The following is a 23,196-nucleotide window of genomic DNA, read 5'->3' as shown; positions in this document are numbered from 1 at the left end:
TCAGGCCTCGGGCGCGGAGGTTTCGAGCGCCAGGGCGTGCAACTCGCCGCCCATCTGGCCCTTCAGGGCGGCATAGACGAGTTGGTGCTGCTTCACGCGCGACAGACCGGCGAAGGCGCTGGAGACGATGCGGGCGCGATAGTGGTCGCCGTCGCCCGCCAGATCGTCGATGGCGATCTCGGCGTCGGGAAAGGCCTCGGCCAGATAGGCGTGCAGCGTTTCGGCGGGCATGGGCATGGGCGGGACGCACTCCAGGATTCGGCGGCAGAATGCCTCGTAAACCTTAATGTCCGGCTACGCGCGGGATCGGTTCGCCATCCTCGTCGATGAGCCCGTGCTGCTTGAAGAGGATGGTTTCGTCGCCGGCGATGAAGGCGAAGATGCGCGGGCCGGCGGCGCGGCGCTGGACGAGGTAGACGACCTCGTTGGGGATGGTCACGGGGCTGCCGTCCGGCCCGGTGTAGCGGCCGACGTAGAAGACCTTGATGCGGTCGTGGTTTTCGTGGAGCGGCGAGACCTCGACGTGGTCGATGTCCATGCGGTGCATGCCGATGGAGGCGTAGAACCCGAACAGGTATTCCATGACGGCGTTCATGGCCGTGTCCGTGGCGTTGGCCACGCTGAAGGCGCTGTCGACGCCGAGCGCGAGGACGGTCTCGGCGTAGAAGCTGCGGATCAGCTCGATCTCCACCGGCCCGGCGAGGGCCCGGGTGTAGGCTTCAGCGTAGCTTCGGAACCAGGCGTCGTAGTCGGGTTGGGTCATCGGCCAGCCAACAGTTTACGCGGTCGACCTCTCCAGCAGCACCACCGGCGAGCCCTTGTAGATCGTCTCGACATAGGGCGTGTAGCCGACCCGTTTGGCAAGGGCGTGAGACGGCGCGTTGTCGGGCGAAATCATGCAGACGGTGCGCGAGGCGTTGAGGGCGTCGTCGCACCAGGTGAGGGCCGCCGATACGGCCTCGTAGGCGATGCCCTTGCCCTGGAAACGGGGTGCGACGCCCCAGCCCAGTTCCGGCGCGTCCATGGCGGGTTCGATGATGCGGCGGTAGTCGAGCACGCCGACGCTGCCGACATAGTCGCCGGTGGCCGTCTCGCGGATCGCCCAGTTGCCGTAGCCGAGCGCCTCCCAGTGGCCGATGTCGCGCAGCAGTCGGAACCAGACGTCTTCGGACGACAGGGCCGCCGGGAAGATCGCGGTGGCGAATACGGGATCGCCCCACAGCGCAACGAGGTCGTCGTAATCCTTGAGCTCGACGGGGGCGAGGGTGAGGCGTTCGGTGATCAGGGTGGTGGTCATGCGAACAGGGCTCCGGCGCGCTCGATCCGGGTCACGCCCGCCGCGTCGGTGACGGCGTAGGTGAAGCCGGGCTGCAGGGCGAATGCACCCGCGCGACCCGCCTTGTCCAGCGCCAGGAGGGCGACCTGCGAGTTCGCCACCTTCGCCCCGCGCAGACGCGCCAGCCGTTCGATCACCCGGCGGCAGGCGGCGGTGGGGTCGAGTCCTGCCCGCATGGCCTCCACCACGGCATGGGAGCCGGCGACGCGGACTACGTCCTCGCCTACGCCCGTGGCCGTCGCCCCGCCGACCTCGTCGTCGACATAGAGACCCGCGCCGACGATCGGGCTGTCGCCGACCCGTCCGCGCATCTTGAAGGCCATGCCCGAGGTCGAGCAGGCGCCGGCCATGCGGTTGTCGGCGCCGATCGCCAGCAGGCCGATGGTGTCGTGATTGCCCGGGCCACCCGGCGTGCCGCGCCAGTCGGTGTTCTCGCTGTTGATGCCCGGCGCGTAGTCGGCGGTTTTCAGCCAGTCCCGCCACGCGGCCTCGGCGTTCGCGGTCAGCAGGTTCTGCGTCGGGAAGCCCTGATCGACGGCGAAGGCGCGGGCGCCCGGGCCGACCAGCATGGTGTGGGGAGTCTTCTCCATCACCGCGCGGGCGACCGAGACCGCGTGGACGACGTCCTCCAGCGCGCAGACGGCGCCGATGTCGCCCGCCCAGGTCATGACGCAGGCGTCGAGGGTGACGCGGCCGTCGCGGTCGGGCAGGCCGCCGAGGCCGACCGACGTATTGTTCGGGTCCCCTTCCGCATTGCGCGCCCCGGCCTCGACCATGTCCAGCGCCAAGCCGCCGTTGTTGCGCGCTGCGATCCCGTCGGCGTTGGCCCGCGCCCCGAAGTCCCAGGTCGAGACCATGACGGCGGGGGCGGCGGGCCGGGCGGTAACGGTGGAGGCGAGGGCGGCTGAAGAAGCTGCAGACATCCCGGCCAACACTGCGCGTCGCGTTGTTCTCATGGCTTGCCCCCTCGGTCACCGAACCGCGTCAGCCAACCGATACTGCACCGTCGACGGATCCGCCACGGAAGCCGCTCTGTCAGGTGTTTCCCGGAGCCGCATGGGCTGGCGGCCCGATAGGTCGCCTCATCGCGTCGCGGGACAGTCGCCCTTCAGTGACCGGAGTATCCCATGACGACGACGCCGCAGATCGACCTGGCGCTCAACCTCGCCGTCGTTGGGGCGGCTGCGGTCGCTCTGGTGGGTACGTCGGCGACCGCGGCGGCCGCCGAACCGATTCCCTACCTCGCGGCGCAGGATCCCGTAGTCCAATCCCCCCCGTCGTCCCCGCCCGAGGCCCAGGCGGAGTCCCGGATCCGCTCATGGTTCTTCGACGATGAGGACGGACAGTTCGACGTTTCAAACTTCCTCGCCCGGGGCGGCTTCATTCCGGTGCCCATCATCATCACCGAGCCCGCCCTCGGCGGCGGAGGCGGGGTGGCGGCGGCCTTCCTGTCGACCAATTGGCAGCATCCCCGGCAGGTCACTCGCCATGTCGCGGCGGTCTTCCGGACCGGAAACGGCTCGGAGGGGGTCGGCTATTTCCAGAGCGGCTACGCCTTCGACGGCCGCCTGAACTACCGGTTCGGGATCGGCCACGGCGAGGTGACGCTGGAGACCTTTCCGGCCTTCGCGCCCGGCGGCGTCGAATACACCAGCGAGTACGACTACGGCGTCATCGGATCGGCGCTCTGGCGGCTGCCGGACGAGCGCTTCTCGGTCGGGCCGCTGTTCGACTTCCGCAAGCTGAGCACCCGGATCGACGCCGCCTTCCTGCCGGACGATCTGGACCGGGACGTCGGCGTGACCCTCCGGACCGGGGCGCTGGGTGCGGGCTTCCATTTCGACAGTCGGGACAATCCGCTGACGCCGACGAAGGGCGTCAACGCCCTCGCCGAGGCCAAGTTCAACCGCGAGGCCTTCGGCAGCGACCGCGACTATGAGCAGTACACGGCCGATCTGTTCGTCTTCCAACCGCTCACGCCGGAGGTGCGGGTGGGCTGGAAGGTCAACTACGACGGCATCCGGGGCGACTTCCCGTTCTTCTACGCCCCGGCGATCAACCTGCGCGGCGTGCAGGCGGCCCAGTACCAGGGCGTGAACGTCATCAGCTCCGAGGTCGAGGCGACCTGGCAACTCGACCGGCGTTGGTCGGTGTTGGCCTTTGCGGGATACGGAACCGCCGAGAGCGGCGAGCGTCGGGCCTACCAGGACTCCGGCGACATCTGGGCCGGCGGCTTCGGCTTCCGCTATCGCCTGGCCCGCAAGCTGGGCCTCGATGTCGGCATGGACTTCGCCATGGGCCCGGAGGAGTTCATCTTCTACCTCCAGTTCGGCCACGCCTGGTCGATGAACATGGACTGAGGGGCGCTACATCAACCCCAACTGTTTGAAGCTGGCCACGCCATCGCGGCCGACGATCAGATGGTCGTGGACGCTGATGTCCAGGGCTCGTGCCGCCTCGATCACCTGCCGCGTCATGTCGATATCCGGGCGCGATGGGGTCGGGTCTCCGGACGGGTGATTGTGGACGATGATCATCGACTTGGCCGACAGCTCCAGCGCGCGGCGGACGACCTCGCGCGGATAGACGGGGGCGTGATCGACGGTGCCGCGGTTCTGGACCTCGTCGAGAAGGAGCTGGTTGCGGTTGTCGAGGTAGAGGACCCGGAACTGCTCGCGCGGCTCATGCTGGAGGGCGACGCGGACGTAGTTGAGCAGGGCGGTCCAGGACGAGATGACCGGGCGCTTCGAGGCCGGCTCCTTCGCCGCGCGGCGGGTGACATCGAAGATCAGCTGGAGGTCCAGGGCGATGGCGCGGGTGGCCTTGCCGGGTCTGTAGCCGAGCGAACGGGCGACCGCGTCCTCGATGGCTTCATGGCTGGCGGCGCCGATGCCCTCGAAGCCGCCGAAGCGGGCCAGCAGGTCCTTCGCCAGCGGCTTGGTGTCCTTGTAGGGGACGCTGCGGAACAGCAGCAGTTCCAGCAGTTCGTAGTCGGGCAGGGCGTCGACGCCGCCGATGGCCGCGCGCTCGCGCAGACGGTCGCGATGACCGGCGTTGCGGCCATGCGACTTCGGATTGTCCGGCGGCTTGTCGAGCATGCGCCTCCCCTCGGGAAGGTGCAGCCTATCCTAGAATTTCGGACGGAACAGCCCGGCGGGGCTGGCGCTGAAAATCTCGACGCCGTCCTCGGTGACGCCGACCGTGTGCTCGCACTGCGAGGACAGGGATTTGTCGCGGGTCACGGCGGTCCAGCCGTCGGACAGCACCTTCACGTGCGGCTTGCCGAGGTTCACCATCGGCTCGACGGTGAAGAACATGCCGGGCTTGAGCGTCGCGCCCTCGCCGCGGCGGCCGTAGTGCAGGACGTTCGGGCTGTCGTGGAACAGGCGGCCGATGCCGTGGCCGCAGAAGTCGCGGACCACCGACATGCGGTTGGCCTCGACCACCTGCTGGATGGCGTAGCCGATGTCGCCGAACGTCGCGCCGGGCTTGATCACGGCCAGACCGGCCTCGAGGCCGTCGTAGGTGACGTCGATCAGCTTCTTCGCCCGGGCGTTGATGTTTCCGACCGGGTACATGCGGCTGGAGTCGCCGTGCCAGCCGTCGACGATGACGGTGTGGTCGATGTTGACGATGTCGCCGTCCTTCAGAACCTTGTCGCCCGGGATGCCGTGGCAGACGACGTGGTTGATCGAGGTGCAGACCGTCTTCTCATAGCCCTTGTAGCCGAGGCAGGCGGGCAGGGCGCCGTGGTCGAGGGTGAACTCGCGGATGCGGTCGTCGATCTCGCCGGTGGTGATGCCCGGCTGGACGTATTCCGTGATCATGTCGAGCGCCTGGGCCACCAGGCGGCCGGCCGCGCGCATGCCTTCGAAGGCTTCGGGCTCGTGGACGCGGATCATGTGGGTCCGGACAAAGGTGTCGCTGTCCAGTTCGGGGGTCTCGTACATCGGGTCTTCTTTCGGCGCCTAAAGTCGCCAGGGGAGAGGGCGATCCAGCCGGATCGCGTCCGGGCTCAGGTGGCAACTGTAGCACAGAACCTCAACCCCGTGGGAGGCGGCCTGCCGCAGGGCGGGGCCGTAGGCGCGGTCGATGTCGTCGGCTGTGGCGAAGGCGTCGCAGTCCATGCGCTGGATCACGAACAGCATGACGGCGCGGCCGCCGGCGTCGACGACCCGCTCCAGCGCCTTCAGGTGTTTCACGCCGCGGACGGTGTTGCAGTCCGGAAACTCGGCCAGGCCGGGCGTGCGGCTGAAGTGGCAGTTCTTGATCTCGACCCAGCAGGACGGGCGCTGGAGGGCGTCGACGTCGGACTGCAGCAGGATGTCGATGCGACTGTTCTCGTCGTAGCGCACCTCGCGCCGCAGGATCGGATAGCCGGCGAGTTCGGGGACGTCGCCGCGCGGAATGGCCGCCTCGGCGATGCGGTTGGGGTTCATGGTGTTGACGCCGACGAGGCCGGCGTCGGGCAGGTCGACCATCTCCAGCGTCAGAGGCAGTTTGCGCTTCGGATCGGGGGAGCGGGACAGCCAGATGGGCAGGCCGGGCGCGGTCAGGCCGAGCATGGCGCCGGGGTTGGGGACGTGGACGGTGGTCTCCGTTCCGTCGGCCAGGACGACGTCGGCGAGGAACCGCTTGTAGCGGCGGATGAGGGTTCCGCGTTCGAGAGGCGACTTGAAGCGCATCGCGCAGCCTCTAGCTTGTCGGCATGACCGACGCATCCCCCACCGCCGCCGTCCTGATCATCGGAGACGAAGTGCTGTCCGGGCGGACGCAGGACACCAATCTGAACACCATCGCGCGGTTCCTGACGGCGCTGGGGATCGACCTGCTGGAGGCGCGGACGGTCGGGGATCGCAAGGCGCAGATCGTCGACAATCTGAACGCCCTGCGCGGCAACCACGACTATGTCTTCACCACTGGCGGCATCGGGCCGACGCATGACGACATCACCGCCGATGCGGTGGCGACGGCGTTCGGGGTGGCGTTGCCGGAGCATCCGGACGCGCTGGCGATCCTCGAGCGGCGCTATGGGCCGGGTGAGTTCAACGCGGCGCGGCGGCGGATGGCGCGGATACCGGAGGGCGGTTCGCTGATCTCCAACCCAGTGACCGATGCGCCGGGTTTCCAGATCGGCAATGTGTTCGTGATGGCAGGGGTGCCGAAGATCATGACGGCGATGCTGGAGGACGTGGCTCCGCGTCTGCGGACCGGCGCGGTGGTGCATTCGCGGACGGTGCGGGTAAGCGGCGTGGGCGAGGGCGCGATCGCCGACATCCTGACGGCGGCGGCGCAGGCGAGCCGCGAGATCAGCTTCGGCAGCTATCCTTTCGGGCACGGATCGGACGGCGAGATCGGGACGAACCTGGTAGTGCGCGGGCGGGACGAGGCGGCGGTGGAGGCCGCGGTCGAGGCGCTGCTGGGCGAGCTCGCCGCGGCGGGGATCACGGCGGCGAGGGTCTAGCGGCCCTCATTAGCCGCTCATCCCCGCGAAAGCGGGGACCCAGTCCTTTGGGTGATCGGTGTCGACCGGGGGAAGTCAGTCAGCAGTCCTGAAGCGCCGGCGCTCCTCCGAAATCACTGGGTCCCCGCTTTCGCGGGGATGAGCGGATCAGGGGGTACGGCTGAACGCGTCGACGAGCGCCTGATACGCCGGGTTCGGGCGGCCTTCGGCGTCCAGCAAGAGCGGGCTGTCGCCGCTCTTCGCGCGGTCCTCGCGCAGCAGCCAGCTGTCGGTGTCGCGCAGGCCCCAGGTGGTGAAGGCGTATCGCTGGCGCTCGGGCAGGGCCATGAAGGCCTCGGCCAGTTCGCCGACGCGGGCGGCCTGCTGGACGCGGCGCTCGGAGGTCGGGCGCAGGTCGGGCATGCGGCCGCCGTCGCGCTTCAGCGGGAAGTCGAGTTCCGAGACGTGGATCGGCAGGCCGAGCGAGGCGGCGTCGCGGAAGAAGGCGCGGATCTGGCTGGCCGGGATCTCGATATCCAGGTGTGATTGCGTGCCGATGCCGCCGATGGGCGCGCCGAGTTTCAGCAGACGCTCGACCAGTTTGAGGAAGGTCGCGCCCTTGGCCGGGATGTTTTCGAGATTGTACTCGTTGAGGAAGAGGACCGCGTTGGGGTCGGCGGCGTGCGCCTGCTGGAAGGCGCGGACCATATAGCCCTCGGCGCCCAGGGCGCGGCTCCAGTGGCTGTCGCGCAGGCCGTTTCCGTCCTCGGCCACCGGCTCGTTGACGACGTCCCAGCCGGCCATCTGGCCGCGATAGCGGCTGACGAAGTCGGTGATGTAGCGATCGTATTCGGCGGCGAAGCGGGCGGGCGGGACGCTGTCATTGAAGACATCGCCGCCTTGCGAATACCAGATCAGGGTGTGGCCGTGGACGCGCAGGCCGTTGTCGCGGGCGAAGGCGACGACGCGGTCGGAGGCCGAGAAGTCATGGACGAAGCCGGGCCCGAGGGTCCGTTCCATCTTCTGCTCCCATTCGGGCGTCAGCTGGGAGCAGTGGCGCAGGATCTGGGCGATCCAGTCGGGCTGGTCGAGTTGCCAGGTCATGCCCGTGGCGCCGAACGGGCAGGGCGCTATGGCCTTCAGCGGCGGCGCCAGCGGAACGGGCGCAGGCTCGGCCACCGCCAGCCGGTCGCAGGCGACCAGCGCAATGGGTGCGGCGAGAAGGGCGCGGCGGTTCAGACGGGTCGGATCAACCCGCACGCCGCCTCAGGCCCATTTCGTCGAAGGCGGCGGTTTCGCGCTTGCCGGCGGCGATGAGGGCGTTCAGGCGGGTCGTTTCGGCGACGTGCTCGAACTTCTTCAGCTCCTCGAAGGCGCTGGTCAGGGCGTCGCGAGCGCCGACCTCTTCGGACTCGATCGCGGCGATGTCGCCGTCGGCGTTCTTCTTCCGCAGCAGCCAGCCCGTCATGTAGGCCTGCATCATGGTGGCGGCCTCGCGGTCGGTGCGGGCGCGCTCCAGCTCGACCTCGACCTCGGCTTCCAGAACGGCGACGCGCATTTCCGCCGACGCGCGTCGGGCGGTGATCTCGGCGAGGCGCTTCTGCAGCGTCTCGACCTCGTAGTTCGAAATACGGATCAGCGATTGGGCCCAGGCGGTCATTCAGTGTCTCCGGTCATGAGCTGATCATCCCCTGATTGAGGATTGCTTCCAGTCGGGTAAACGAATCGGAAAGACGTGTGGCGTCGTCCTTGTCCTGGCCCAGAAACCCCTCCAACGCGGGATTCAGGGCGATAGCGCGGTCCACAATGGGGTCTGCGCCGGAACGGTACGCGCCGATCTTGATCAACTCTTCCATGTTTGCATAGGCCGACAGGCACTGGCGGGCGCGGCGGTTAAGCTCGCGCTCCGGTGGCGTCTGGCAGCCGGGCAAGGTCCGGCTGACGGACTTCAGCACGTCGATGGCCGGGAAACGGCCACGCTCGGCGATTTTCCGGTCCATGACGATGTGGCCGTCAAGAATACCGCGCACGGCGTCGGCGATGGGTTCGTCATGATCGCCGCCGTCGACAAGGACGGTGAACAGGGCGGTGATCGGGCCGGCCGTAGTGCCGTCGGGCCGGACCGGGCCGGGCCCCGCGCGTTCCAGCAGCTTGGGCAGTTCGGTGAAGACGGTCGGCGTATAGCCCTTGGTCGTCGGCGGCTCGCCCGCGGCGAGGCCGATCTCGCGCTGGGCCATGGCGAAGCGGGTGACCGAGTCCATCAGGCACAGGACCTCGAGGTCCTGGTCGCGCAGATATTCGCTGATCGCCATGGTCATGTAGGCGGCCTGGCGGCGCTTGAGGGCCGGCTCGTCTGAGGTGGCGACGACGACGATGGCGCGGCGCAGGCCTTCCTCGCCGAGGGTTTCCTCGATGAACTCGCGGACTTCGCGGCCCCGTTCGCCGATCAGGCCGACGACGACCACGTCGCAGGTGGCCTGGCGGGCCAGCATCGACAGCAGGACCGACTTGCCGACGCCCGAGCCGGCGAAGATGCCGAGGCGCTGGCCGCGGCAGGTGGTGGTGAAGACGTCCATGGAGCGGACGCCGAGGTCGAGGCGCTCGCCGACGCGGCCGCGCGAGTGGGCGGGCGGGGGCGGGGCGCGGAGCGGGTATGCGGCCGGCCCCTGGGGCAGCGGGCCGAGACCATCGATGGGCTGGCCGAAGGCGTCGATGATCCGGCCCAGCCAGGCGGTGGTGGGGCGCACGGCCGCGGCGGTGTCGATGATGCGGATGTCGGCGCCGGGGGCGACGCCCTCGACCGGGCCGAACGGCATCAGCAGAGCCTTGGCGTCGCGGAAGCCGACGACCTCGGCGGGCAGGGGGACCTGGCCGCGACCGCGCTCGATCTCGGCCCGCGCGCCGACGGCGAGGCGCGACAGACCACCGCGCGATTCGATCAGCAGACCGTTCACGCCCGCGACCTTGCCGGTCACGACGAGCGGATCGATCGCTTCAACAGCGGCGGCAAGATTGCGCAAACAGTGGACCCCGGACAGCCGTTAACGAATGCGCCATCGTGGTTAACCGGAGGTGAAGGGCGGTCCGGACTGTTGAAATCGTCCGCAGGTTTCAATACCGGGGCGCGCGCGGGGTCGTGCCTCGCCTCAGGGGGAATACATGAAGCTCATCGGCCTGATCGCGTCCGCGCTTTTCGCGCTCGCCCTGTCTGCGTGCGCGACCAACGAGTTCAGCGACACCCGCACTACGCCCGGCTTCCAGAGCGTCCGGGGCTCGCCAATTTACATCTACTCGTTCCTGGACGTCCGGGAGCAGTATTTCGGCCCGACCATGCTGACGACCTTCGACCGCATGCTTCAGGACCAACTCGCGGCCAAGGGCGTCAAATCCGAGCTCCTGCGCTTCAAGGAGAGCGAGCCCGCGATGGAGTTCATCCTGAGCGACGCCACGGCCCGCCTTCCGGTCGGCGACGTGGTCGCCAGCAACAAGAGCGCCGAATCCGCCCTGAACGCCAGGTATCGTCTCGTCATCTTCCCGGTCGCCTTCACCCAGGCCACTACCCAGACGTACCAGATCAACTGGATGCTGATCGATGTGGATACGGGACGCACCGTCTGGCGGACGACGTCGTCGGGTGTGCGAACGATCTGGGCCAGCCATGACGAAGACGCCGAAAACCGCGCGAAGCTGATCGTCGACGGCATCATCGCCGAGATGTCGGGCAGCGGCCTGTTCTGATCGGCGTCGTCGGCCCTAGATCGTCTCGCTGAAGAAGCGGACGACTTCCCGATTGAAGGTCTCGTGGAAGGCGGCGCGGTCGAAGCCGGGTTTCGAGCGGCACAGCGCCGGGATTTGCGCGGCCATTTCCGGCGCGCAGGGCGGCAGGAAGTCGAAATGCCCGGCGTCCGCGACCAGGTGGTATTCCGGCGCGCGGCCGAGGCGGTCGCGGATCGGCTCTGCGTTGAAGGGCGAGGGCAGGATTTCGTCGTCGGCCGCCTGCCACAGCTGGATCGGGATGCGCACCGCCGCCAGGCTTTCGCCGGTGAACGCCATGCCCAGCGCCGGGCCGGCGATGACGGCGGCCTTCACGCGCGGGTCGTGGTTGCGGGGTCTCCAGGCCGCCGTGTCGATGGGCTGTTGCGCCAGCAGGCCGCAGACGAAGACCTCGGGCTCTTCCTCGCAGTGGCGGGCGATCAGCGCCGGATCGCTGTCGCCGCCGATGATCGAGGTGACGGTGAACGCGCCCGCCGAAAAGCCGAAAGCGCCGATGCGCCCGTCGTCGATCGCGACAGGGCCGGACCATTCGCCGGTCATGTGGTCGATCAGCAAGCTCAGGTGGCGCGGCCGGTCCGACAACTGGGTCGAGCGGCTGTCGTCGCGCCAGTTGTCGCCCGGGTGGGTCAGGGCGGCGACCACGAAACCGGCGCGGGCCAGCGCCTCGGCCGCGTCGTGATGGCCGCGATACCAGCCGCCGTTGCCGTGCGAGATCACGACCAGGGGACGGGCAGCGCCGTCGCTTGTTTCGGGCAACCAGACGCCGGCCTCGATCTCGCCGCCCTCCGGGTCAGCGATGCGGAAGGTCTGATCCTGCGCCAGGGCGGGAGCGGTTAGCGCCGAAATGCCGACGGCGAGGGCGAAGATGGGGGAGACGAAGCGACGAAGACGGGACATGCGACGATCCTTGTGGCGGGCAACGTGGTCCTGATCGGACCTCGCCGGTTCCGCCGCCAGCGGGACTTCGCGAATGGGCGAACGGGTTCGCCGTTCGGCGGATGGTTCAGCGGAGCGCCCGGTGCGATTATAGTCGTCGCCATGGGGGAGAGATGATCGAGACGCCCAATACGGCCCGCGCCTGGGCGACGGACCTGGCGGCCTGTCTGGGGATCGGCGTCCTGCTGGGCGTGACCGGTCCCTTCGGCAGCTTCTTCAACGACGTCCTGATCGTGCGTGTCGCCTACTGGTCCGCCGTGTTCGTCGTGTGCGGCCTGGTGCTCGGGCTGGCGATACGGGCGTTGGCGCCGTGGGCGCGGAAAGCCCGCGTGCCGGGATGGGCGTGGCTGCCGGTGATGGTGCTGGCGATGGGCCTGCCGCTGACGCTCGTGACGCGCCTGATCGCCGCCGCCATCTGGCCGGCGATCCGCCAGGCCGTGAGCCTGGTCGACTGGTACGGCCAGACGGTGGTGGTGTGCCTTGTCTATGTGGCGCTTCACCTGATGCTGCACGGCGCCTTCCGGCGAGGGGCGCGGGCGCCCGTCGAAGCCGCTGCGTCCGCGGATCCGGCCGGGCCGCGCATCCTGCGCCGTCTGCCGCCGCGCCTCGGGCAGGACTTGCTGTGCCTGTCGATGGAGGACCATTACGTTCGCCTGCATACGATCGAAGGGTCGGCGCTTGTCCTGATGCCGCTGAGTCAGGCGCTCGAAGAACTGGGCGGTCTGGACGGGCTCCAGGTTCATCGGTCGTGGTGGGTCGCGCGCGATGCGGTCGAGTCGGCAGTCACGGACGGCCGCAACCTGCGGCTTCGTCTGAGGGGCGGGATCGAGGCGCCGGTGTCGCGCGCCAGCGTCGCGCGGCTGCGCGCCGCCGGCTGGCTGGACGATAGTTTTGCGTCCGGGATCGGACCGAGGGTTGGCGACGCCGCCGGTCGCGCCTAAATGGCGGTGACCGGATCCGGTGAGGCTTCGTTCCGTCTCCCTGGAAAGTGCACGTTCTGCACGATCGGCAGTATGTTTTCCGACGCCATTTCCGGAGATCTCGTTCATGTCCGACGCCGTCTACGACGCCAGCCGCCACGCCAAAGCCGGGCGCGGCAAGGTCTATGAGTCGATCATCGAGACCATCGGCGACACGCCGATCGTAGGGCTGCCGCGCCTTTCGGCGGAGTATCAGCCGAAGGCGACCGTGCTGGCCAAGCTGGAGTTCTTCAATCCGATCGGATCGGTGAAGGACCGCATCGGCGTGGCGATGATCGAGGCGCTGGAGCAGGCCGGGAAAATCCAGCCCGGTTCGACCCTGATCGAGCCGACCAGCGGCAACACCGGGATCGCCCTGGCCTTCGTGGCGGCGGCCAAGGGCTACAAGCTGATCCTCGTCATGCCGGAGAGCATGTCGCTGGAGCGCCGGAAGATGCTGGCGCTGCTGGGCGCCGAACTGGTGCTGACCCCGGCCGAGAAGGGGATGAAGGGCGCCATCGCCATGGCCAATGAGCTGCTGGAGCGGACGCCCGGCGCCGTGAACCCGTCGCAGTTCGACAACCCGGCCAACCCGATCATCCACCGCGTGACGACGGCCGAGGAGATCTGGGCCGATACCGCGGGCGAGGTGGACATTGTCGTCGCGGGCGTGGGCACCGGCGGCACCATCACCGGCGTCGGTCAGGTGCTGAAGGCGCGCAAGCCGTCGGTGCGGATGATCGCGGTCGAGCCGACCGCATCGCCGGTGCTGTCGGGCGGCGAGCCGGGTCCGCACAAGATTCAGGGCATCGGCGCGGGCTTCATTCCGGCCAACGTCGACCGTTCGGTGATCGACGGCGTCGAGCAGGTGTCGAACGAGGACGCCTTCGACATGGCCCGCAAGGCGGCGAAGGTCGAAGGCATTCCGGTCGGGATCAGCTCGGGCGCGGCGCTGACGGCGGCGTTCCGGCTGGCCAGCCTGGATGAGAACGCCGGCAAGACGATCGTGGCGATCATCCCGAGCTTCGCCGAGCGCTATCTGTCGACGGCGCTGTTCGAGGGTCTGTAGGTTTGTTGCAGGCGGGTTTCAGCGCTGCGGCGGAAGCCGGGCGTCACCTGACTGAAGCTTAACTTTACAGGACGGCCCGCGCGCGGCCGATTGGCGGTATCCGAAACCGACGGAGCCGTTATGCGCGCCCTTATCGCCTGTCTGAGCCTGCTCGCCGCCACGCCCGCTCTTGCCCAGGACGACCTGACCGCGCTGTCGGACGAGTTCGACGGGACGGCGCTGACGGGCTGGACCCGCTTCGACGAGGCGTACGGTTGGCCGGACAAGATCCGGGCGCTGGATGTCGGCGAGAGCACGCCGGGGGCGCTGCATCTGGAGCCCTATCATTCGGCCTGGGTGCGCGATCTGAACGCGCCCTTCCTGTTCCGCGAGGTGCGGGGCGATTTCGACGTGCGGGCGCGGGTGCGGGTGCGCGGGCACGAGAGCGACATTCCCGGCGGGACCTGGTCGCTGGGCGGGCTGATGGCGCGCGTGCCGAACCGGCTGAGCGCCGGGCAGTGGGCGCCGCGGGCCGAGAACTGGCACTTCATCACCACCGGCGTCGGTCACGTCGCCGGCGAGCAGATGACGGAGACCAAGGGGACCTACAACAGCTACTCGTCGCTGAAGCTGCGGCCATTCCCGACCGGTTGGGTCGAGCTGAGGCTGGTGCGGGTCGGGATGGTGCTGATCGCCCTGGCGCGGGTGGAAGGCGAGACTGAGTGGCGGGTGCGCGATCGCTTCTACCGGATGGAGAACAATCCGGTGATGCAGGTCGGGCTGATCGCCTACACCACCAGCGACGACGTACAGCCGGGGCCGGAGCACCCCGAGGTGATCAACCGCGAGGTCAACCGCGAGGCGCGGACCGACATGATCCTGGAGGCCGACTGGGTGCGGTTCTCGCGGCCGCGACCGAAGGTTTCGGCGGACTGGTACGGGCAGGTGAGCGCCAATCCGCTGGCTGATCCTAACCTGCCAGAGGCGGACCTGTTGGCGATTCTGGGTGACTGACGATCAGTTGAGTGATCGTTCAAATATTCGTTGACTCCCGTTCTTGAACGAGCGTTCAATTCGCTCGAACGATGGGAGGACGGCCATGGCGGATCCGCAGGTCGTGCTGGCGAACATGATCGCCAATCTGAAGGACAAGACCGGCAAATCGCTGGACGAGTGGATCGCGGCGGCCAGGGGCAGCGGGCAGGCGAAGCACAAGGGCCTGATCGACTGGCTGAAGGCCGAGCACGGGCTGGGCCACGGCTATGCCAATCTGGTGGCGCACAAGACGTTCGGCTCCGATGCCGGTTCAAGCGAGGACGCCGACCTGATGGAAGCCATGTTCGCAGGGCCGAAGGCGGCGATGCGGCCGGCCTACGATCGCGTGGCGGCCATCGTCGAGGGCCTGGAGGGTGCGGAGTTCGCGCCGAAGAAGGGCTACGTCAGCTTCCGCCGCAACAAGCAGTTCGGTCTGGCCCAGCCGTCGACGAAGGATCGACTGGACCTTGGTCTGTCGCTGAAGGGCGTGGAGCCGTCGGGACGACTGGAGGCGGCCGGATCGTGGAACGCCATGGTCAGCCACCGGGTTCGGATCGGCTCGGCCGACGAGATCGACGCGGAGGTCGAGAGCTGGCTGCGGCAGGCCTGGGAACGGTCATGAGCCCTGCCATCGACACCCGGACGAAGATCGTGATGGCGGCGATGGACCTGTTCTGGACCAAGGGTTTCAACTCGACCTCGATCGCCGACATCCTGAGCCGTACGCAGCTGAACGCGGGCAGCCTGTACCACGTGTTTCCGGGCAAGCAGGACGTGCTGATCGCCGTGCTGGAGGCCTATCGGGACGGGCTGTACGAGAACCTGGTCGATCCGGCGTGGGAGGGGGTGGACGATCCCGTGGAGCGGATATTCGCCCTGCTGGCCCGGTACCGCTGGCTGATCGTCGAGACGGATTGCACCTACGGCTGCCCGATCGGGAGCCTGGCGCTGGAGTTGCATGAGGCGGATCCGGTGGTGCGCGATCTGCTGGCGGTGAACTTCACGGGCTGGGTCGGGGCGATCCGGAGGTGCCTGGATGAGGCGGGCGAGCGGCTGCCGGTCGACGTCGACAAACAGGCGCTGGCCGAGTTCGTGCTGACGACGATGGAGGGCGGGGTGATGCAGGCCCGGACCCATCGCGACGTGGCCTATTTCGATCGCGGCGTGGCGGCGCTGCGGGATCATTTCGACATGCTGCTCGCGCGCGCCGCGCAGCGGCCGGCGATGGCCTGAGGAGGCGGTGATGATGCGACGAATGTTTGCGGTTCTGGCCGCGGTCGTGACGCTGGCGCTGCCCGGACTGGCGGCGGCGCAGCCTGCGGACCTGCCGTCGGCGGGCGATGAAATCTATGCGCCGTTCGCGCCGATGCTGGGCAAGACCTGGCGGGGGATCGGCACGGGGCCTGAGCGGCCCGAGGATATCCAGCGCTGGGAGTGGGCCGTCGGCGGCCACGCCATCCGGGTGACCCATGCGGTGAACGGCGGCGTCTATGGCGGCGAGACGCTGATCTTCCGCGACAAGGACAGCGGCGAATACATCTTCCACTACTTCACCAGCGGCGGCTTCCACACGACGGGAACGATCCGCGCCTCGGCGCCGGGCGTGTTCGCGATCGAGGAGGCGGTGCACGGGGTGGAGAACCTTGAGGCGCTGCGGTCGAGCGGAACGATGGGAGAGGACGGCGTGTACCGGGTGCGGGCCAGCGTCGAGCGGAACGGCGCCTGGGTCGAGGCGGGCGGGTTCGACTATCGCGAGGATTCTTCGGCCACGGTGGTGATGCCGGTGCGGGCACAGGGCGCGCGCGAGGCGCCGGCGTCGGCCGGGCCGCTGGATGTGAGCCGCCGGATCGTCAGGGGCGTGGATCAGCCGGGCGAGGCCGTCGCGGGCTATCTGCTGATCCGCAACGGTTCGCCGGTCGCAGACGAACTGACCGGCGCGCGTTGCGACTGCGCGTCGCGGGTGGAGTTCCATCAGATCCGTCGCAGTGAGGGCGACGTGAGCATGGACTCGGAAGCATCCTGGGAGGTTCCGCCCGGGGGTGTTCTGGAGGTCCGTCCGGGCAGCGACCTGCATCTGATGCTGATCGGTTATGATCCGGCGAAGGCGGTCAACGGCAAGATTTCGATGACCCTGACCTTCCGCGATGCTGGTCAGGTAACGGCGGATTTTGATTTGGTCGAAGATAGTCGCGCGGCGTGGGCGGAGTTCGACTGAACGTCACAGCCGGTTAACCGCGCGGGCGGTAGTCTGGGCCAGCTATGTCCGATCCCGCCCACATGCCCGAGGAAGCCGCACCCGCCGCCGGCTTCCGTGCACGCCACGCGCTGCTGAAGCGACTGGCGGATGTGGTGTCGCTGCCGGCGAGCCGGATCAACGCCTTTGAGCGCGCCGTGACCGGCGATCTGCTGGTGGAGATGCTGCGCCTGGCGTCGGCGGAAGACCGGCGGCGGGTGGCGGCGCGGTTGGCCCCGCTGACCGAACTGCCCAATGCGCTGGCGCGGATGCTGCTGCGCGACGAGCCGGATATCGCAGGGCTGCTGATCGAACAGTGCGCTTCTCTGTCGGACGCAGATCTGGTCGCGTGCGCGCGCGATGCGTCGACCGAGCACCGCTTCCTGATGGCCAACCGGCGCGGCCTGTCCGAGGTGGTCAGCGAGACGCTGCTGAGCTTCGGCGAGAGCGAAGTCATCGAGGCGGTTCTGCGCAACAACACCGCGCGCCTGAGCCAGGTGGCGGTGGAGGGCGTGGTCAGCCTGAGCCGGACCGATCGCGGCCTGTGCCCGCATCTGCTGAAGCGGCCCGAGCTTCGCCCGTCGGGCGCCTATGTCATGTTCTGGTGGTGCGGGCCGGAAGACCGTCGCACGATCCTGCAGCGCTTCGCCGTGTCGCGTGAGGTGATGCAGGAAGTGGCCGAGGACGTGTTCCCGATGGCCGCCGAGGAAGGCTGGCAGGATCCGGTCTCGCGCAAGGCGCTGCAGTTCATCGAGCGCCGGCAACGCAACCGGGCCGCCATCGCCAAGAGCCCGTACGGCGGGCTGGAGCAGGCGGTCGAGGCGGCAGGCGACGGGATGACGCGAGAGATCGCGACCGAGATCGCCTATCTGTCGGGCGTTAAACCGATCACCGGCGCCAAGATACTGGGGGACCCGGGCGGCGAGTCGCTGGCGATACTTTGCAAGGCGACCGGCCTGACCCGCGGAGACCTTCAACTGTTGTGGAGATCGATGCGCCGGCCCGAAGCCCAGGAGGACGGTTCAGTCGATCCTGCCTGGGAGCGGGTGCAGATCACCTATGAAATGCTGGCGGTCGATCGGGCGCAGACTGTTTTGCGGTACTGGAACTGGTCGCTATCCTCGGCCCTGACGCCCGCTCTGCTGAGAGCGATCCGCGAGGGCGAGGAAGAAGCGCTGGACGACTATTCGGCGCCCGAGCGAGCAGCGATGCTGGCGCTGGCGGAAAACTTCGGTCGCTGAGAATGTGCTGCAACGCACAACCAGTAATCAGTCTTTGGTATGCGCGGTCATGCAAATGACGCCATTGCTTTCTATTCGAAACAAATCTATTCAGCACGTCCAGGCAAAAACATCGCTTTTTCGAGATGAGGCGGCACGTATGGAAGACAACTCCCAACTGCTTGAAATGACTGCGGACATTGTGTCGGCCTATGTCGGCAACAACAGTGTCCAGGCCTCGGAAGTTCCGGGCCTGATTTCGAGCATCCACGCCGCTCTGTCGCAGGTTTCGACCGGCACGGTCGAGCCCGAGCCCGAGCCCAAGGAACCGGCGGTTCCGGTTCGCAAGTCGATCACCCCGGACTACCTGATCTGTCTGGAGGACGGCCGCAAGTTCAAGTCACTGAAGCGGCACCTGCGCACGAAATACAACATGAGCCCCGAGGAATACCGCGCCAAGTGGGGTCTTCCGAAGGACTATCCGATGGTCGCCCCGAACTACGCCAAGGCGCGTTCGGATCTGGCCAAGCAGATGGGTCTGGGCCAGGGCGGCCGTAAGCCGGCCCGTGCGACCCGCGCCAAGAAGTAATCGCTGTAAATATTGAGTACGAAACGCCCGCCTTCATCTGGAGGCGGGCGTTTTGCTGTGCGGATCAGGCCGCCTGGGCGCCCCGGCGCATGCGCCAGAAGCGCAGGGTGCGCAGCGCAGCCTCGCGGCTGAGGTCGGCGTACATGCGGGCGTAGGAGTGCGCCTTGGCCATGGCGTCGCCGTCGTCGTTGAGCAGCACGACCGCATAGGTCAGGAACAACGCCCGATCGAGATCAGCGGCCTTGCAGACCACGGCGAGTGCGTCGAGTTCCCGCCGTTCGACGATCTGTCGGGCGGTGTGGAAGTCGATGTCCGACAGCTGGGCGAGGGCGATCAGGAAGGCCGTGCGGCCGCCCGAGCGCAGGAAGCGCGCCAGCATCTGCGGCGTCAGCTGACCGGCGGCCTTCAGCTCCTCGACGTAGGCGAGGCACTCCGAATAGTCGGCGGGCAGGGCGCCGTCGTCGGTGGCGATCCGGGCGCGGCCGGCGGCCAGCGCGCTGTCCAGCAGCGCCGGGTCCATGCGCGCGTTCTGTTCGAGGATCTGATTCCGCAGCCGGGCCTCGACGACGAAATACATGTCGTTGAGCAGGTCGGGCGGAAGCGTCGCGCGCGACACGGTGGCTTCGTGCAGGGCCGGATTGACCTTGGCGCGTTCGACCGCGGCCTCGGAGGCCTTGCGGGACAGCCTGGCACCGTCGTTGCGCAGCAGGGTTCCGAGGGTCTCGTCGTCACCGCGCTCGACGATGACTTCGGACACGGCTTCAGAAACCGAGGGGCGGGCCGAGACAGCGCGCAGGTGGTCCTGGCCGTGACTACGGACGACGCCCAGAAGGTCCTCGTCGGTGAGGACGGGAGACTGGGACAGAACGGCGCCGGCCACCGAGGCCTCGTCGTTGGCCAGGCGGCGGATCAGGCTGTGCGGCGCGTCGGCGGTGGTGGCGAAGCGGGCGGAGAGTTCGGCGCGGACCGCCGTCTCCATATCGTCGGCCAGTTTGGCGAGGACGGCGCCGTAGAGTTTGTCTTCAGTCTCGGTGCGCGCCGGGCTGCCGAAGAAATGCTCGGTCAGTTCGCGAAGCAGGGCGCGGCGCTTTTCGCTCGACCCCTCTTCCGCGAGGGCGATCAGGTCGGGCAGGCGCGAGAGGGTCGCTGTACTCACTGGTAGTCACCTTCAGGCGCGGCCGGCTGGGCGCGCATGCGACCCTGCGAGTCGCGGATCAGCGTCGGGCCCTGGTCCGGCTGGGCCAGATCCTGGGATGCCGGGGTCTCGGTCATGGTGACGGCGAGAGCATCGACATAGGTCGGTTCGGGAATGGCCAGGGCGTCGGGCGTCTGGCCGTTCTGGCGATGGACCGAATAGTAGCGGGCGCCCTGCTGGGGCGGTCGGTCCGCGAGGTTGGCGGTCACCGTCGCGACCTGACGCTGAGCCGGCGGCGCGGCCTGCGGGGCCGGCGTCGGGGCCTGAGCGGGAGGTACGGTCTCGGGTGTGGGCGGCGGGGCCGACTGCTGCATGCGGAAGATTGGCGCGTCGCGGCGCGGGGCCATCGGATCGTCCGACGGCTGGGTAGGCGCTGCGGGATAGGCGGCTTCCGCCGGAGCCGGCTGACCGCGTCCACCCTGTTCGGGCAGGTATTCAGGAACGAGCGGACGCGCGGCGACCGGAGCCGGAGCGGGCGGCGGCGCAGCGACGGGTGCGGGAGGCTGCGGGGCGGCGGGCTGGAGCCAGGCGCTGGCCGGGGTCAGGGTGCGGCGGGCCGGGGCGGGCGCCGGCGGCTGCGCGGCGGCGCCGCCATGCGGGATGACGCGGTTGGAGCGGCGGGGCGACGCGGCGGTCGCTTCGGCGCCCGGCGGTACGGTGCGGCCGGGCCATGACAGATAGTGCGCGCCCTGGTTCTGTGTCGGCACGGGCGCCGCGGTCTGGGCCGTGGCGGCGCCGGCGAGAGTCATCGCGCCGACAAGGGCGACGGTCGCAAGGCCGGGGTTCAGACGAGGGGCGCGGCGCAAGAAAAGCTCCGGACGCAGGGGCGTTGGAGCCTCACGCTAAGGGCAGCGGGCTTAATCCGCTGCTAACGCGGAGATCAGGAAAGACGCGCTCTTGCACGCCTTTCCACAAGTCCGACGAGGGCGTTCAGCGCCAGGCCCATGGCCATCAGGCAGACGAGGGCCGCCAGCATGTCGGCGGTGCGCAGGCGATTGCCGGCCTCAAGCAGGCGCCAGGCGAGGCCCTGGGTGGCGCCGGAGCCGGAAACGAATTCGGCGACCACGGCGCCGATGACGGCGAGGCCCGAGGCGACGCGGAGACCCTCGAGCGCGAAGGGCAGGGCGGCGGGCAGGCGGAGTCGCCAGAGGCGCTGCAGGGCGTTGGCGCCGTAGAGGTCGAACAGGCGCTCGAGGTCGGGATCGGCTGATTTGAGGCCGGTGAGGATGCCAGAGAACAGGGGGAAGAAGGCCACGGCGGCGGCGAGGGCGATGACTGCGCGGTCGGCGTGATCCAGGCCGGCCCAGATCAGCACCAACGGGGCGATAGCGACGACGGGCGTGACCTGCAGCGCCACGGCCAGCGGGCGGACGACATGCTCGGCGCTGCGGTTGAGCGAGACGGCCAGGGCCAGGCCGCCGCCGATCAGACCGGCGACCAGCAGGGCCTGGAGCGCCATGAGGAAGGTCTGGAGCGCCGATCCGGCAAGTAGCGGCGCGCGCTCGACCAGGGCGATGGCGACGGCGCTGGGCGGCGGCAGGAAGTAGGCGGGGACGTGCATTAGCCGGCAGGCGGCCTCCCACGTCAGTAGGAGGAGGATGGTCAGCAGGAGCGGCGGCAGGAGGCGGCTCATGCGGCCTGATCCGCCGGCATGGCGCGCGAGAGAGCGGCGGCGAGTTCCTCGACTGCGTGGCGGTAGGCGGCGTCGGCGCGCCAGTCGAGGGGGCGGGGCAGGGCTCCGGGCGAGGCGAGGCTCGCGGACACGGCGCCTGTGGCGGCGTCCAGAACGATGGCGCGGCCGGCGAGGTAAACGGCCTCCTCGACGTCATGGGTGACGAAGACGATGGCAGGGCGGGGCGCGCGACCGGACCAGAGGCGGTGCAGGTCCTCGATCAGGCGGCGCCGGGTGACGCTGTCGAGGGCGGCGAAAGGCTCGTCGAGCAGGAGAAGGTCGGGTTCGGTGACCAGGGCGCGCGCCAGCGAGACCCGCATGGCCATGCCGCCGGAGAGCTGGCGCGGACGGGCGTCGAGGCGATCGCCCAGGCCGACGGCGGCGAGCGCCGCGGCGGCACGTTCACGGGCGGCGGCGGGGGCGAGGCCGGCGAGTTCGAGCGGCAGGGCGACGTTGATGAGGGCGTCTGCCCACGGCAGCAGGGTGGGGGCCTGGAAGACGAAGCCGGTGGCGCCGGTCGTCGCGCGCCGCACTTCGCCTTCAGACGGGCGTTCGAGGCCGGCGAGGAGGCGCAGGATGGTGGACTTGCCGGCGCCGGAGGGGCCGACGAGGGCGACGATCTCGCCGTGGGCGACGGTCAGGTCGATCGGCCCGATGGGAGGGCGGCCGGGATACCGGACGACGGCGCCGGCCAGCGCCGCAGCGGCGTCAGCCACGGCCGCGCCCGGGCAGATACTGGGTGGTGAAGGCCTGACGCCAGTCGAGGTTGGTCGGATAGACGCCCGCCTGGGACGTCACCTCGAAGAAGTCGCGCCAGCGGTCGGCGGTCATCGTGCCGAGGCCGTAGAGGGCGGCGTCGCCCCCGTCGACCATGCCGTTTTCCTTCAGCTTGGCCCGGGCCTGATCCAGGATGTCCTGGGTCATGTCCGGATTGGCCTTGCGGATCAGGGCGTCGGCGGCCTTGCCGTCGCCCTGGATGTAGTCGCGCCAGCCTTCAGCCGACGCGGCGATGAAGTTGCGCAGGGCCTCGGCGTTGTCTCGGGCGAAGGCGTTCGGGGCCAGAACCATGGTGGCGTAGGAGGGGTAGCCCTCGTCGGCCAGCAGGAAGACCCGGGGCGTGAAGCCGGCTTCGCGTTCGATCGTGAACGGCTCGCTGGTCAGATAACCCTGCTGCACCGCCTGCTCGTCGGCGAGGAAGGGCGCGAGGTTGAAGGTGTATTTGCGGACCTGGTCGTCGGTGAAGCCGTACTTGGCCTTCAGCCAGACCCAGAAGGCGTTGATCGAGGCGTCGGCGAGCAGGAAGGGGCGGCCCTGCAGGTCGGCGATGGAGCGCAGGGCCGGGTCCGGATGGGCGATGAGGACCTGCGGATCCTTCTGGAAGAAGGCGGCGACGGCCTTCACCGGGGCGCCCTCGGCGACCAGGTTCATCGGGATGAAGCTGTTGGAGCCCATGCCGAGTTCGACGGCGCCGGAGGCCAGAAGCTGGGGCACGTTGACGTTCGGCCCGCCCTGCATGATCTGCACGTTCAGGCCGCGCTTCTCGTAGGCGCCGGAGGCGAGGGCCTGGTAGAAGCCGCCGTGCTCGGCCTGGGCGCGCCAGTCGGTGGCGAAACGCAGGCGAATGCGGCCGTCGGCGTCGGGCTCGACCTCGGAGCGTCCGCAGGCGGAAAGCGCCGTCACGGCGGCCATGGCGCCGGCGCCTGCAAGCAGGGTGCGGCGGTCAGGCGACAGGCGGCGAATCCCTCGACGGCTCATG

27 protein-coding genes are annotated in these 23,196 nt (G+C 68.8%); 11 read left to right on the top strand and 16 right to left on the bottom strand.

The genetic code is table 11. The annotated features are described in order from the left end of the window. Genes GGR12_RS13955 through GGR12_RS13940 form a run of 4 tightly spaced genes read right to left on the bottom strand, consistent with a single transcriptional unit; the run spans nt 1 to nt 2,259 of the window. Nucleotides 1-237, bottom strand: a complete 237-nt coding sequence (locus GGR12_RS13955; RefSeq protein WP_183205067.1) for a BolA family protein — start codon at nt 235-237, stop codon at nt 1-3. A gap of 46 nt (nt 238-283) precedes the next feature. Then, nucleotides 284-763, bottom strand: a complete 480-nt coding sequence (locus GGR12_RS13950) for a hypothetical protein (RefSeq protein WP_183205066.1) — start codon at nt 761-763, stop codon at nt 284-286. 15 nt (nt 764-778) lie between these two features. Beyond that, the gene (locus GGR12_RS13945; protein WP_183205065.1) at nt 779-1,297 is read right to left on the bottom strand and encodes a GNAT family N-acetyltransferase; all 519 of its coding nucleotides are present in this window, start codon (nt 1,295-1,297) and stop codon (nt 779-781) included. After that, a complete protein-coding gene (locus GGR12_RS13940; RefSeq protein ID WP_246328934.1) occupies nt 1,294-2,259 on the bottom strand; it encodes a glycosylasparaginase in 966 nt (321 codons plus the stop codon). The genes GGR12_RS13945 and GGR12_RS13940 overlap by 4 nt, the downstream gene beginning before the upstream one ends. Nucleotides 2,260-2,463: 204 nt before the next feature. On the opposite strand from GGR12_RS13940, the gene GGR12_RS13935 reads away from it, so the two are divergent. Next, nucleotides 2,464-3,696 (top strand): BamA/TamA family outer membrane protein, encoded by a 1,233-nt coding sequence (locus GGR12_RS13935; protein ID WP_183205063.1) that lies wholly within the window; start codon nt 2,464-2,466, stop codon nt 3,694-3,696. 6 nt (nt 3,697-3,702) lie between these two features. On the opposite strand, the gene radC is transcribed toward GGR12_RS13935, so the two are convergent. The 3 genes from radC to sfsA are packed head-to-tail and all read right to left on the bottom strand — an operon-like array spanning nt 3,703 to nt 6,021. Continuing rightward, nucleotides 3,703-4,434 carry a RadC family protein gene (gene radC / locus GGR12_RS13930; protein WP_183205062.1) on the bottom strand — a complete coding sequence of 244 codons (732 nt, stop codon included), beginning with the start codon at nt 4,432-4,434 and terminating at the stop codon, nt 3,703-3,705. A 30-nt stretch (nt 4,435-4,464) separates the two neighbouring features. Next, entirely contained in the window at nt 4,465-5,286 is an 822-nt protein-coding gene (gene map, locus GGR12_RS13925) for a type I methionyl aminopeptidase (RefSeq protein WP_183205061.1), read from the bottom strand. Nucleotides 5,287-5,304: 18 nt separating this feature from the next. Then, nucleotides 5,305-6,021 (bottom strand): DNA/RNA nuclease SfsA, encoded by a 717-nt coding sequence (gene sfsA, locus GGR12_RS13920; protein ID WP_183205060.1) that lies wholly within the window; start codon nt 6,019-6,021, stop codon nt 5,305-5,307. Nucleotides 6,022-6,044: 23 nt separating this feature from the next. Here sfsA and GGR12_RS13915 point away from each other — a divergent pair, with 23 nt between their 5' ends. Then, the gene (locus tag GGR12_RS13915; RefSeq protein ID WP_183205059.1) at nt 6,045-6,800 is read left to right on the top strand and encodes a competence/damage-inducible protein A; all 756 of its coding nucleotides are present in this window, start codon (nt 6,045-6,047) and stop codon (nt 6,798-6,800) included. Nucleotides 6,801-6,947: 147 nt separating this feature from the next. Here the strand turns inward: GGR12_RS13915 and GGR12_RS13910 are convergent, their stop codons facing one another. The 3 genes from GGR12_RS13910 to fliI are packed head-to-tail and all read right to left on the bottom strand — an operon-like array spanning nt 6,948 to nt 9,799. Beyond that, complete coding sequence (locus tag GGR12_RS13910) at nt 6,948-8,039, bottom strand: endo-1,4-beta-xylanase (RefSeq protein ID WP_343053269.1); 1,092 nt, start codon at nt 8,037-8,039, stop codon at nt 6,948-6,950. After that, complete coding sequence (locus GGR12_RS13905; RefSeq protein ID WP_183205058.1) at nt 8,029-8,439, bottom strand: flagellar export protein FliJ; 411 nt, start codon at nt 8,437-8,439, stop codon at nt 8,029-8,031. Before GGR12_RS13905 ends, GGR12_RS13910 begins: the two co-directional genes overlap by 11 nt. Before the next feature lie 13 nt (nt 8,440-8,452). Beyond that, the gene (gene fliI / locus GGR12_RS13900; protein WP_183205057.1) at nt 8,453-9,799 is read right to left on the bottom strand and encodes a flagellar protein export ATPase FliI; all 1,347 of its coding nucleotides are present in this window, start codon (nt 9,797-9,799) and stop codon (nt 8,453-8,455) included. Between the two features lie 139 nt (nt 9,800-9,938). Between fliI and GGR12_RS13895 the strand changes: the two genes are divergently transcribed. Continuing rightward, nucleotides 9,939-10,517, top strand: coding sequence for a hypothetical protein (locus GGR12_RS13895; protein WP_183205056.1), 579 nt, complete (start codon nt 9,939-9,941; stop codon nt 10,515-10,517). Between the two features lie 15 nt (nt 10,518-10,532). Here the strand turns inward: GGR12_RS13895 and GGR12_RS13890 are convergent, their stop codons facing one another. Beyond that, nucleotides 10,533-11,450 (bottom strand): alpha/beta hydrolase family protein, encoded by a 918-nt coding sequence (locus tag GGR12_RS13890; protein WP_183205055.1) that lies wholly within the window; start codon nt 11,448-11,450, stop codon nt 10,533-10,535. Between the two features lie 152 nt (nt 11,451-11,602). On the opposite strand from GGR12_RS13890, the gene GGR12_RS13885 reads away from it, so the two are divergent. The 8 genes from GGR12_RS13885 to GGR12_RS13850 all read left to right on the top strand — a co-directional run bounded on the left by GGR12_RS13885 (nt 11,603) and on the right by GGR12_RS13850 (nt 18,573). Continuing rightward, nucleotides 11,603-12,430 carry a LytTR family DNA-binding domain-containing protein gene (locus tag GGR12_RS13885; protein ID WP_183205054.1) on the top strand — a complete coding sequence of 276 codons (828 nt, stop codon included), beginning with the start codon at nt 11,603-11,605 and terminating at the stop codon, nt 12,428-12,430. A gap of 106 nt (nt 12,431-12,536) precedes the next feature. After that, nucleotides 12,537-13,517 (top strand): cysteine synthase A, encoded by a 981-nt coding sequence (gene cysK, locus GGR12_RS13880; RefSeq protein WP_183205053.1) that lies wholly within the window; start codon nt 12,537-12,539, stop codon nt 13,515-13,517. Nucleotides 13,518-13,637: 120 nt separating this feature from the next. Then, nucleotides 13,638-14,510 (top strand): DUF1349 domain-containing protein, encoded by an 873-nt coding sequence (locus GGR12_RS13875; RefSeq protein WP_183205052.1) that lies wholly within the window; start codon nt 13,638-13,640, stop codon nt 14,508-14,510. An 85-nt stretch (nt 14,511-14,595) separates the two neighbouring features. Beyond that, the gene (locus GGR12_RS13870; RefSeq protein WP_183205051.1) at nt 14,596-15,153 is read left to right on the top strand and encodes a DUF4287 domain-containing protein; all 558 of its coding nucleotides are present in this window, start codon (nt 14,596-14,598) and stop codon (nt 15,151-15,153) included. Continuing rightward, on the top strand, nt 15,150-15,764 hold the full coding sequence (locus GGR12_RS13865; protein WP_183205050.1) for a TetR/AcrR family transcriptional regulator: 615 nt from the start codon (nt 15,150-15,152) through the stop codon (nt 15,762-15,764). Before GGR12_RS13870 ends, GGR12_RS13865 begins: the two co-directional genes overlap by 4 nt. 10 nt (nt 15,765-15,774) lie before the next feature. Continuing rightward, a complete protein-coding gene (locus tag GGR12_RS13860) occupies nt 15,775-16,746 on the top strand; it encodes a copper chaperone PCu(A)C (protein ID WP_183205049.1) in 972 nt (323 codons plus the stop codon). A 44-nt stretch (nt 16,747-16,790) separates the two neighbouring features. Next, complete coding sequence (locus tag GGR12_RS13855; protein WP_183205048.1) at nt 16,791-18,005, top strand: DUF2336 domain-containing protein; 1,215 nt, start codon at nt 16,791-16,793, stop codon at nt 18,003-18,005. A 139-nt stretch (nt 18,006-18,144) separates the two neighbouring features. Next, nucleotides 18,145-18,573 (top strand): Ros/MucR family transcriptional regulator, encoded by a 429-nt coding sequence (locus GGR12_RS13850; protein WP_183205047.1) that lies wholly within the window; start codon nt 18,145-18,147, stop codon nt 18,571-18,573. Between the two features lie 64 nt (nt 18,574-18,637). Here GGR12_RS13850 and GGR12_RS13845 read toward each other — a convergent pair whose 3' ends face one another. From GGR12_RS13845 to GGR12_RS13825, 5 genes are all read right to left on the bottom strand, one after another. Then, nucleotides 18,638-19,729, bottom strand: coding sequence for a DUF2336 domain-containing protein (locus GGR12_RS13845; protein ID WP_183205046.1), 1,092 nt, complete (start codon nt 19,727-19,729; stop codon nt 18,638-18,640). Beyond that, nucleotides 19,726-20,574, bottom strand: coding sequence for a hypothetical protein (locus GGR12_RS13840; protein WP_183205045.1), 849 nt, complete (start codon nt 20,572-20,574; stop codon nt 19,726-19,728). The genes GGR12_RS13845 and GGR12_RS13840 overlap by 4 nt, the downstream gene beginning before the upstream one ends. 74 nt (nt 20,575-20,648) lie before the next feature. Next, nucleotides 20,649-21,401: an ABC transporter permease gene (locus GGR12_RS13835; RefSeq protein WP_183205044.1), complete on the bottom strand. Its 753-nt coding sequence runs from the start codon at nt 21,399-21,401 to the stop codon at nt 20,649-20,651. Then, nucleotides 21,398-22,156, bottom strand: a complete 759-nt coding sequence (locus GGR12_RS13830; RefSeq protein ID WP_183205043.1) for an ATP-binding cassette domain-containing protein — start codon at nt 22,154-22,156, stop codon at nt 21,398-21,400. Before GGR12_RS13830 ends, GGR12_RS13835 begins: the two co-directional genes overlap by 4 nt. Continuing rightward, nucleotides 22,149-23,195, bottom strand: coding sequence for an ABC transporter substrate-binding protein (locus GGR12_RS13825; RefSeq protein WP_183205042.1), 1,047 nt, complete (start codon nt 23,193-23,195; stop codon nt 22,149-22,151). Before GGR12_RS13825 ends, GGR12_RS13830 begins: the two co-directional genes overlap by 8 nt. Between the last annotated feature and the right edge of the window lies 1 nt (nt 23,196).

The sequence above is a fragment of the Brevundimonas lenta genome (assembly GCF_014196335.1).
In the GTDB taxonomy this organism is placed as follows: Bacteria; Pseudomonadota; Alphaproteobacteria; order Caulobacterales; family Caulobacteraceae; genus Brevundimonas; species Brevundimonas lenta.
Note: the sequence above shows the minus strand (reverse complement) of the source record. Positions and strands in the feature narration are given on the sequence as shown.

Excerpts from the sequence above, each read along its gene's own strand:
- GGR12_RS13955 (WP_183205067.1), bottom strand. The coding sequence starts at position 237 with ATGCCCATGCCCGCCGAAACGCTGCACGCCTATCTGGCCGAGGCCTTT.
- GGR12_RS13950 (WP_183205066.1), bottom strand. The coding sequence starts at position 763 with ATGACCCAACCCGACTACGACGCCTGGTTCCGAAGCTACGCTGAAGCC.
- GGR12_RS13945 (WP_183205065.1), bottom strand. The coding sequence starts at position 1,297 with ATGACCACCACCCTGATCACCGAACGCCTCACCCTCGCCCCCGTCGAG.
- GGR12_RS13940 (WP_246328934.1), bottom strand. The coding sequence starts at position 2,259 with ATGTCTGCAGCTTCTTCAGCCGCCCTCGCCTCCACCGTTACCGCCCGG.
- GGR12_RS13935 (WP_183205063.1), top strand. The coding sequence starts at position 2,464 with ATGACGACGACGCCGCAGATCGACCTGGCGCTCAACCTCGCCGTCGTT.
- radC (WP_183205062.1), bottom strand. The coding sequence starts at position 4,434 with ATGCTCGACAAGCCGCCGGACAATCCGAAGTCGCATGGCCGCAACGCC.
- map (WP_183205061.1), bottom strand. The coding sequence starts at position 5,286 with ATGTACGAGACCCCCGAACTGGACAGCGACACCTTTGTCCGGACCCAC.
- sfsA (WP_183205060.1), bottom strand. The coding sequence starts at position 6,021 with ATGCGCTTCAAGTCGCCTCTCGAACGCGGAACCCTCATCCGCCGCTAC.
- GGR12_RS13915 (WP_183205059.1), top strand. The coding sequence starts at position 6,045 with ATGACCGACGCATCCCCCACCGCCGCCGTCCTGATCATCGGAGACGAA.
- GGR12_RS13905 (WP_183205058.1), bottom strand. The coding sequence starts at position 8,439 with ATGACCGCCTGGGCCCAATCGCTGATCCGTATTTCGAACTACGAGGTC.
- GGR12_RS13895 (WP_183205056.1), top strand. The coding sequence starts at position 9,939 with ATGAAGCTCATCGGCCTGATCGCGTCCGCGCTTTTCGCGCTCGCCCTG.
- GGR12_RS13890 (WP_183205055.1), bottom strand. The coding sequence starts at position 11,450 with ATGTCCCGTCTTCGTCGCTTCGTCTCCCCCATCTTCGCCCTCGCCGTC.
- GGR12_RS13885 (WP_183205054.1), top strand. The coding sequence starts at position 11,603 with ATGATCGAGACGCCCAATACGGCCCGCGCCTGGGCGACGGACCTGGCG.
- cysK (WP_183205053.1), top strand. The coding sequence starts at position 12,537 with ATGTCCGACGCCGTCTACGACGCCAGCCGCCACGCCAAAGCCGGGCGC.
- GGR12_RS13875 (WP_183205052.1), top strand. The coding sequence starts at position 13,638 with ATGCGCGCCCTTATCGCCTGTCTGAGCCTGCTCGCCGCCACGCCCGCT.
- GGR12_RS13870 (WP_183205051.1), top strand. The coding sequence starts at position 14,596 with ATGGCGGATCCGCAGGTCGTGCTGGCGAACATGATCGCCAATCTGAAG.
- GGR12_RS13865 (WP_183205050.1), top strand. The coding sequence starts at position 15,150 with ATGAGCCCTGCCATCGACACCCGGACGAAGATCGTGATGGCGGCGATG.
- GGR12_RS13860 (WP_183205049.1), top strand. The coding sequence starts at position 15,775 with ATGATGCGACGAATGTTTGCGGTTCTGGCCGCGGTCGTGACGCTGGCG.
- GGR12_RS13855 (WP_183205048.1), top strand. The coding sequence starts at position 16,791 with ATGTCCGATCCCGCCCACATGCCCGAGGAAGCCGCACCCGCCGCCGGC.
- GGR12_RS13850 (WP_183205047.1), top strand. The coding sequence starts at position 18,145 with ATGGAAGACAACTCCCAACTGCTTGAAATGACTGCGGACATTGTGTCG.
- GGR12_RS13835 (WP_183205044.1), bottom strand. The coding sequence starts at position 21,401 with ATGAGCCGCCTCCTGCCGCCGCTCCTGCTGACCATCCTCCTCCTACTG.
- GGR12_RS13825 (WP_183205042.1), bottom strand. The coding sequence starts at position 23,195 with ATGAGCCGTCGAGGGATTCGCCGCCTGTCGCCTGACCGCCGCACCCTG.